Genomic DNA, 6,175 nt, shown 5'->3' on the forward strand with positions numbered 1-6,175 from the left:
CCTTTGCCGGCGTGATGGGGATTGCCCTCTTTGCCAACCTTGGCTTGCCGGGATTGGCCGGCTTCGTCGGCGAGTTCTTCATCTTCCGCGGCGCGTGGGCGACGCTGCCCTTCTTCACCGCGCTGGCGGTGATTGGGTTGGTGGTGACGGCGCTGGCCTTACTGCTGATGTTCCAGCGCATCTTCCTCGGCCCAGCCACCGGCAACCCGCGCGCGATCGCTGATCTGCGTCCGCAGGAATTCTGGACGATGGCGCCGATCTTGCTTTTGTCACTGTTGATTGGCGTCTATCCAGCGCCGTTGATGAACTTGGGCAACGCTGCCGCCGGGCAATTGGTCGCTATCTTTACGCGGGTGTTGGGGTAGGTCTGAAACCGGCGCTGTGGTTGGTGGCAAACTCCTCCAACCAGCGCCGGATTGCGCAAAGGTGATTGCATGGGGTTGATAACACTTCCCGCCGATGTGCCGTGGCTGAGCCTGATCTGGCTAAGCATGCTGGCGCCGGCGATCATCATCGCCGTCATTCCCGATCGCTACCCCGACCTGATGCGGTGGGTGGGAGCGGGATTCGCGCTGCTGTCGCTCATCTTGTCGCTGTTGGTCTATTTGGCCTACGATCCGGTGAAAGGCGGCTTCCAGTTTATCGAACAACTCGACTGGATTCCGCAGCTCGGCATCAGCTACTTGCTCGGCGTTGATGGGATCAACTTGCCGATGCTGCTGCTCAATGGGATCGTGATCTTTACCGGCGCGCTGATGAGCTGGAACATCGAAGAACGCACCAAAGAGTATTGGGTCTGGCTGTTGCTGCTCACCACCGGCGTGTATGGCGTCTTTAGCGCGCTCGATCTATTCCTCTTCTTCGTCTTCTACGAGCTGGCGGTCTTGCCGATGTATTTGCTGATCGGCATTTGGGGCAGCACGCGCAAAGAATACGGCGCAATGAAGCTGACCCTGTTTTTGATGGCCGGCAGCGCGTTGGTCATCATCGGCATGATCGGGCTCTACTTTGGCAGTGGGTTACGCACCTTCAATATGTTGGCGCTGGCCGAGCAAGGCTTCATCTCCGGCAACCTGCAATGGCTGCTCTTCCCGGCGTTGTTCGTTGGGTTTGGCGTGCTGGCCGGTATGTTCCCCTTCCACACGTGGAGCCCGACCGGTCACGTGGCGGCGCCGACGGCGGTGAGTATGTTGCACGCTGGGGTGCTGATGAAGCTGGGTGCGTATGGCTGTCTGCGGGCGGCGATGTGGTTGATGCCGGTGGGGGCGCGTGATTGGCTGCCGATTATTGCCGTGCTCACCATCTTTAACGTCGTCTATGGCGCCAGCATCGCGATGGTGCAACGCGACGCCAAGTTCATCATCGGTTATTCGTCGGTGAGCCACATGGGTTTGGTAGTGATGGCGCTGGCCGCCGGCACGCAGATTGCGTTGTTGGGAGCGGTGTTGCAAATGTTTGCCCACGGTATCATGACGGCCCTCTTCTTTGCGGTGGTGGGGCGGATGATCTACGATCGCACCCACACCCGCCAATTGCCCGAATTGGGCGGGTTGGGCCGGGTGATGCCGTTTGCAGCGGCAATGTTCATTCTCGGCGGTCTCTCCTCGATGGGGATGCCGGGATTGGCCGGCTTTTGGGCCGAATTCAACATCTTCATCGGCGTCTGGGAACGCTACCCGTTGGTGGCGGTGATTGCCGCTTTGAGCATCCCGATCACCGGCGCGTACATTCTGCGTGCAGTGTGGTCGGTGTTTTACGATGAGGTGAAGAATCCCGAATTTTTGCACCTGCCCAAGCTGACGTGGCAAGAGTACACTGGCGCGCTGATTCTGGCGGTGGTGCTAATTGGGTTGGGGTTGTATCCGGCGTGGCTGACCGAGTTGATCGATACCGCGGTGCGTCCGCTGGCGGCGCGGTTGAGTGAAGTGGCGGTGGCGCTGCGGTAATCAACGCCAAGGCGCAGAGGGTGACACGCAAAGGCGCAGTAGAGCCGGCCGGCTGTCCGGCTCCGCAGAGGGACGGACAGCCATCCGTCTCCACCCCGTCACAGCGGGAACATATCTGTAGCGACGGACGTCTGTCCGTCTCCTGCCCCACTAAAACACATGTTGGATTGCATTGTTCAGCATCAACACGGTTGGGTGTGAGCGCATCACAATGAGGGACGTATGTTTCAACTAACCGACATCCCGCGCCTCTTGCCAGAGATTTTGCTGCTGGTGCTGGCGCTGTTGGTGCTAGGGTCGGATATTCTCGAAAAATGGGGGCGCACGCCGCAAGCGCAGCTTGAACGGGTCAAGTCATCGGCGTCGCTCACCTCAATCGGGTTGGGGATGGTGCTGGCAGTGGCGCTCTTGCAGAGCGGCTACATCTACCAGTTGCCGGAGACAGCGCCGGTCAATTTCTTCACCAACATCATCCGCAACTTACAGAGCGGCGGACCGGGGGGCGATCCGGTGGCCGGCGTATTCGTGGTCGATCATCTGACCATGATTGCGCGGCTGCTGCTCATCGGCGCGGCCCTGCTTACTAGCTTGCTCTGTCTCGATGTGCGGCCCAATGCCCACCCCGGCGAATTCTACGCACTGATTGTTTTCGCCACCCTCGGCATGTGCCTGATGGTGGGGGCCAACGAGCTGTTGCTGGCTTATTTGGGACTTGAGCTGACCTCGATCCCGCTCTACCTGCTGGCCGGTTATTTCCACAATCAGGCGCGCTCGGCGGAAGCGGGGTTGAAATACTTCTTGTTTGGGGCGATCTCGTCAGCGATCTTGCTCTACGGGATGAGTATGGCCTTCGGCGCGGCGCTGAATGGCGTGGGGGGGGCGACGAACCTGAACGACCTTACCCGCTTTGATCGCATCGGCGCACTCACCCCGTCGAGCGGCGGACTGATCACGTTGGCAATGTTGTTTATTGTCGCCGGGATGGGCTACAAACTGGCGGTCGTGCCGTTCCACGCTTGGTCGCCGGACGTGTACGAAGGCGCGCCGACGCCAATCACGGGCTTTATCTCGACTGCCTCGAAGGCGGCGGGTTTTATCCTGCTCTTCCGCCTACTGACCGAGACCTTCCCAGCGATGGCTGGTGCGCCGGTGTTGGGTGAGGCAGCGGGCGGTTGGACGGGGGTGCTGGCGGTGCTGGCTTTGCTGACGGTGGTGTTCGGCAATCTGGCGGCGCTGCCGCAGAATAATGCCAAGCGTCTGCTGGCCTATTCGAGCATTGCCCATGCTGGGTTTGTGGTGTTGGGCTTGCTAGCATGGGCGGCGGCGCAGCAATTCGATCGCGAGCAAGGCTTGGTTGCGCTGCTCTACTACCTGATCATCTATAGCTTAACGAATATCGGCGCGTTCGGTGCGCTGGCGCTGATCGGCCAGCAAGTGGGAGGCGACGATGTCGAGCATCTGCGCGGTCTAGCGAGGCGCAACTTGCCGCTGGCGCTGCTCTTCACTGTCTGCATCCTCTCGCTGGCTGGCATCCCGCCGCTCGGCGGCTTCTTTGCCAAGTTCTACATCTTTATGGCCGGCTGGCAAAGCGGCGCGACGTGGCTCGTCGTTATCGCGGTGGTGATGACGATTGTCAGCCTCTACTATTACCTGCGCTTGCTGAAGGTGATGTTCATCGAACCGGTGGTTGACACGACGCCGCTGCCGATGTCGCGCGGGGTGGCGGCAGCGTTGGCGATTGCGGCGCTGGGAGTGCTGGCGTTGGGCATCTTCCCGAACGTGATTTTGAGGGTGTTGGAACGGGCGTAACAGCGAGCCGCCAAGCGCGCCAAGGTGCAGAGGACGCAAGGGGGGTGTTGAGGGAAGCGCCGTTCTGTTGTTATTGCGAGCCGCCGGAGGCGGCGAAGCAATCTCCCCCTTCAGCGGGAGCGATGTACGCAGGCATATCATCCGCTGACGGAGGGGATTGCTTCGGGCGCTACGCGCCCTCGCAATGACATCCTTCCTCTCTGCGCCCTCGGTGAACTCTGCGGTAAACAGACCCTCACCCCCTACCCCTCTCCCGTAACACGGGAGAGGGGCGCTGCGGTCGCACGCTACGATGCCTTGCCCGCAAACGACGCGGCTCCCCCGCTCCCACCGTGAGGAGGGAGCGGGGGCCGGGGGGTGAGGGAGTCAACGCAAAGCCGCCAAGCGCGCCAAGGCGCAGAGGACGCAGAGGGGGGGATGGGGAAGAGCCGCTAACAGCCACCAGCGTTTTACTATCATTCTTTCGTGGCTTTTGCGGTTTTTTTGGCTGTTTCTTTCTTTGGCGACATCGGCGGTACATAGCTTGCCCCGCTGGGGGAGGGGTAGAGGCGTGCTGGTGATGGAGGATGCGGCAGTGTCACTGCCGCACTCCAGCAGGCATGATTACCGCTCCAGTGGTTTTGCGGGATCGTTGCCCCATTCATTCCACGAGCCATCGTAGATCGCGACGCGGCGACCGCTGACAATCTCGAAAGCAATAGCGGTCGGGGTGGCTGAGACGCCGCCGTTGCAGTAGGCGACCACTTCCCGATCGGCGGCGGCATCAGGATCAATCCCGGCGGCGAGGAAGCGTTCGCGGAGCTGATCGGGTGAGAGGTAGGTCTGGTGCGGCCCGCTGACCAGACTCTGGTAGAAGACGTTGCGCGCGCCGGGGATGTGGCCGCCGCGGGCAGCGCGTGTCTCGAAGCCGCGATACTCTTGTTCGTTGCGAGCATCGATCAAGAGCAGGTCGCTGCCTAGCGCCTGCAACACCTGATCGGCGGTCTTGCGCAGATGCGGTTGCGGGCGCGGTGTGAAGGTCGCTGGCGGATAGTTGGGCACTTCGGTGGTGAGCGGACGGCCTTCGGCCAGCCACTTGACCAAGCCGCCATTTAAAATCCGCACCTGCTCGAAGCCGTAATAGCGCAGCACCCACATCAGGCGGCCAGCGAACATCGAATACCAATCATCATAGGCTACAACTACCGTATCATCGCCAATCCCGCGTTGGCCAAGCTCGCGAGCGATTTTGGCGGGTGGCGCGACCTGCACCAGCACCGGATCGTCGAGATCGACAATGTCGCGCGTCCAATCAATATAGACTGCGCCGGGGATGTGCCCGGCGGCGTAGTCTTCGTGGCGGGCGAAGTAGTGGGGTTTGGGAGCGGTCGGCGGCAAGACGGTACCACGCATATCGACAATGCGCAGGTTAGGATGGCCAAGATGAGCGGCCAGCCAATCGGTTTCAACCAACGGGCCGGGTGGCAGTTCGAGGGTCATAGCAATACTCCTGTGGAGATGAAGGGGCAAAGCAGGCCAAGGCGCAGAGGGATCGTAACGCAAAGACGCAGAGTGCGCAAAGAGCGCAGAGGGTTTTGAATAGGGAATCGATAGCAGAGACGTTCATCCAAAAACCTTTGCGAACTCCGCGTCCTTAGCGCCTTTGCGTTTTACCTCATTGCGTTTTCAAGATCAGACAATGATCGTCATCGGCGCTTCCAGCAGCTTGCGCAGCTCTTGCAGATACTGCGCCGCCACGGCGCCATCGACGATGCGGTGATCGGCGCTGAGAGTCAGATTCATCACCTGCCCGATCACGATCTGATCATCACGCACCACCGGCACTTTACGCACCGCGCCGACGGCCAGCGAAGCGGCCTGCGGCACCGAAATGATCGAGCCGAACTCGACAATGCCGAACATGCCGAGATTGGTGACTTGGAAGGTCGCGCCTTCCAGTTCGTTCTGCTTGATCTTACCCTCGCGGGCGCGCAGAGCCATATCGCGGATTTCGGCGCTGATCACGCTAATGCTCTTCTTGTCGGCATCGCGTACGACCGGCGCCACTAATCCATCATCGAGCGCGACGGCCACGCCGATATTAATCTGGCTATGGCGCACGATCCCCGGCTGGCCGTCGGCAGTCTGGCTAAAGCTGGTGTTGACGGCGGGCACCTTGGCGAGCGCTTTGGCTGCCGCCTTTACCACCAGATCATTGACCGAGACGCGGGCGCCGCCGGCGGCAATCTGCTCGCGCAGCTCCATCAGCGCATCGGCATCAACCTCGATCGTGAGGTAGATATGGGGCACGCCGGGCTTGCTCTCGTTCATCGCGCGCGCGATCGCCTTGCGCATACGGCTGAGCGGCTCAGCGCCAGCCAGCGTGGGAGCGGGGGCAGGCGCCGGCGCGCGGGTTGGCGCGGGCACAGGTGCGGGGGCCG

Annotated in this window: 5 protein-coding genes; 3 read left to right on the top strand and 2 right to left on the bottom strand. The window is 61.2% G+C overall.

The annotated features are described in order from the left end of the window. The 3 genes from U9R81_RS10170 to U9R81_RS10180 all read left to right on the top strand — a co-directional run. Nucleotides 1–365 (top strand): proton-conducting transporter membrane subunit (locus U9R81_RS10170; RefSeq protein ID WP_322495352.1); only part of this gene is annotated, 365 nt, incomplete at its 5' end. Between the two features lie 69 nt (nucleotides 366–434). Then, a complete protein-coding gene (locus tag U9R81_RS10175; RefSeq protein WP_322495353.1) occupies nucleotides 435–1,946 on the top strand; it encodes an NADH-quinone oxidoreductase subunit M in 1,512 nt (503 codons plus the stop codon). A gap of 222 nt (nucleotides 1,947–2,168) precedes the next feature. After that, the gene (locus U9R81_RS10180; protein ID WP_322495354.1) at nucleotides 2,169–3,755 is read left to right on the top strand and encodes an NADH-quinone oxidoreductase subunit N; all 1,587 of its coding nucleotides are present in this window, start codon (nucleotides 2,169–2,171) and stop codon (nucleotides 3,753–3,755) included. A 603-nt stretch (nucleotides 3,756–4,358) separates the two neighbouring features. On the opposite strand, the gene U9R81_RS10185 is transcribed toward U9R81_RS10180, so the two are convergent. Both U9R81_RS10185 and U9R81_RS10190 read right to left on the bottom strand, forming a co-directional pair. Beyond that, nucleotides 4,359–5,234 (bottom strand): sulfurtransferase, encoded by an 876-nt coding sequence (locus tag U9R81_RS10185; protein WP_322495355.1) that lies wholly within the window; start codon nucleotides 5,232–5,234, stop codon nucleotides 4,359–4,361. Nucleotides 5,235–5,426: 192 nt separating this feature from the next. After that, nucleotides 5,427–6,175: dihydrolipoamide acetyltransferase family protein (locus U9R81_RS10190; RefSeq protein ID WP_322495356.1), on the bottom strand; the 749-nt coding region annotated here is incomplete at its 5' end.

Origin of the sequence: Chloroflexus sp., assembly GCF_034435895.1 — a bacterium.
Lineage (GTDB): Bacteria > Chloroflexota > Chloroflexia > Chloroflexales > Chloroflexaceae > Chloroflexus.